This window comes from Rhizobium sp. BK538 (assembly GCF_014197575.1).
Taxonomy (GTDB): Bacteria; Pseudomonadota; Alphaproteobacteria; order Rhizobiales; family Rhizobiaceae; genus Rhizobium.
Genome location: NZ_JACIFT010000060.1, coordinates 1 through 1568, shown reverse-complemented (window position 1 = coordinate 1568; position 1568 = coordinate 1). Strand labels below are relative to the sequence as shown.

1 pseudogene is annotated in these 1568 nt (G+C 63.6%); it reads left to right on the top strand.

Annotation, left to right across the window (positions count from 1 at the left end):
- Positions 1-1568, top strand: a pseudogene (locus FHX09_RS29340) (hypothetical protein); the annotation flags it as partial.

Sequence of the window (1568 nt, the reverse complement as noted above, 5' to 3'; positions counted from 1 at the left end):
GTCCAACAGCGAAAACACGCTGTCGCTGACCTTCAACTACACGGCAACGGATTCGGATGCCGACACGGCGTCGAACACGTTCACGGTGAATGTCGCCGACGATGTTGCGACGATCGGCACGCCTTATTCGGCTGGCCTCGTCGAAGAGGAGCAGCTGGCTGTCGTCGGCAGCGGCAACGAGGATACGGGTTCGGACGGGGACTTCCGCAGCGGTTTCTTCGGCTTGGTCTTCAACGATAGAACGACGCAGACGACGGGTGGCACACTTGCGATCGCCTGGGGTTCGGACAATGCCGACAACGAGGCGATCACGTCGGGCGCCGGCAACCGCTCCGTGGCGTTTGGCCCGGCCGCAGTCAACGCGCTCGATGCCCTGGACCTGACGTCGCGCGGCCAGGAGCTCCACTATACGATCGTGACGGTCGAGGGCGGCCAGGTGTTGCTCGCCTATACCGGCGAGGTGGCTCCGACCGGCGTTCCGGCCAATGCGGATGCGGCCCAGGCAGCTCATGTCGTCTTCTTGGTCGGTCTTTCCGACAACGGCGGCGGCTCCTATCAGTTCACGCTGATCGACACGCTGGACCACAAGGGTGCGGGCGAAGATACGTTGAAGCTCGACTTCCAGTTCACGGCGACGGATTCGGACGGCGACAAGACGGGTGTTGCAACCTTCGGCGTCGGTGTGATCGACGATACGCCGATCCTTTCGAGCGACGTCGGCGTGCGGTTTGTCGAGGAAGAGGCGCTTGCCGGCGGCAACGAGGACATCTTCCCGGTCGGGACGGAAGTGGGCGGTGTAATTGCCAATGGCGGCTTCATCACCGACAAGATCGGCGCGTCGCTGAACATTTCCTGGGGCGGCGACGACAGCAACAAGAATGAGAATGGCGGCTTCACCGGAACGCAGGTGATGGGCGACCGCTCCGTGGTGTTCGCGACCGGCAGCGGTGCCGACCACAGCGTCAGCGCGGGCGAGGCTTCGGCCTTCCTGGGTGTCAAGAGCGGCAATACGGCGATCAACCTCGGTGACCTGACCTCCGGCGGCCAGCACCTGACCTATTCGCTGTCTGCGAACGGTACTGTCTTGACCGCGCATGCCGGCAACGAGACGGTGTTCACGGTGACGCTGTCGGACAAGGGCGACGGTTCCTATGCCTTCGATCTCGACGGCGTGCTCGATCATCCCGTCAAGGGCGGCAACGCCGGGCAGGAAGACGTTCTGTCCTTCACCTTCAAGTTCACGGCACGTGACGGCGACGGCGATGCAGTCGGCGGCAACTTCACGGTCAACGTCATCGACGACGCCCCGATTGCCAATGCAGGCGCGACCTCTACGGTGGAAGACGAAGCGGTCAATGGCGGCAACAATGAAAGCGACGGCCTCTCGGTAACCGCCAGCGGGTCACTGAACATCAACTGGGGCGCAGACAGCGGCAATGACGGCAACGGCCAGCCGGGCGACCGCGCGGTTGGCTTCACCAATGCCGACGTCGCCGTTACTGGTGAGGCCGGCGAAACGCTGACGTCGCTCGGCCAGGCTGTGCACACGGTGCTGATCGATGGCGTTC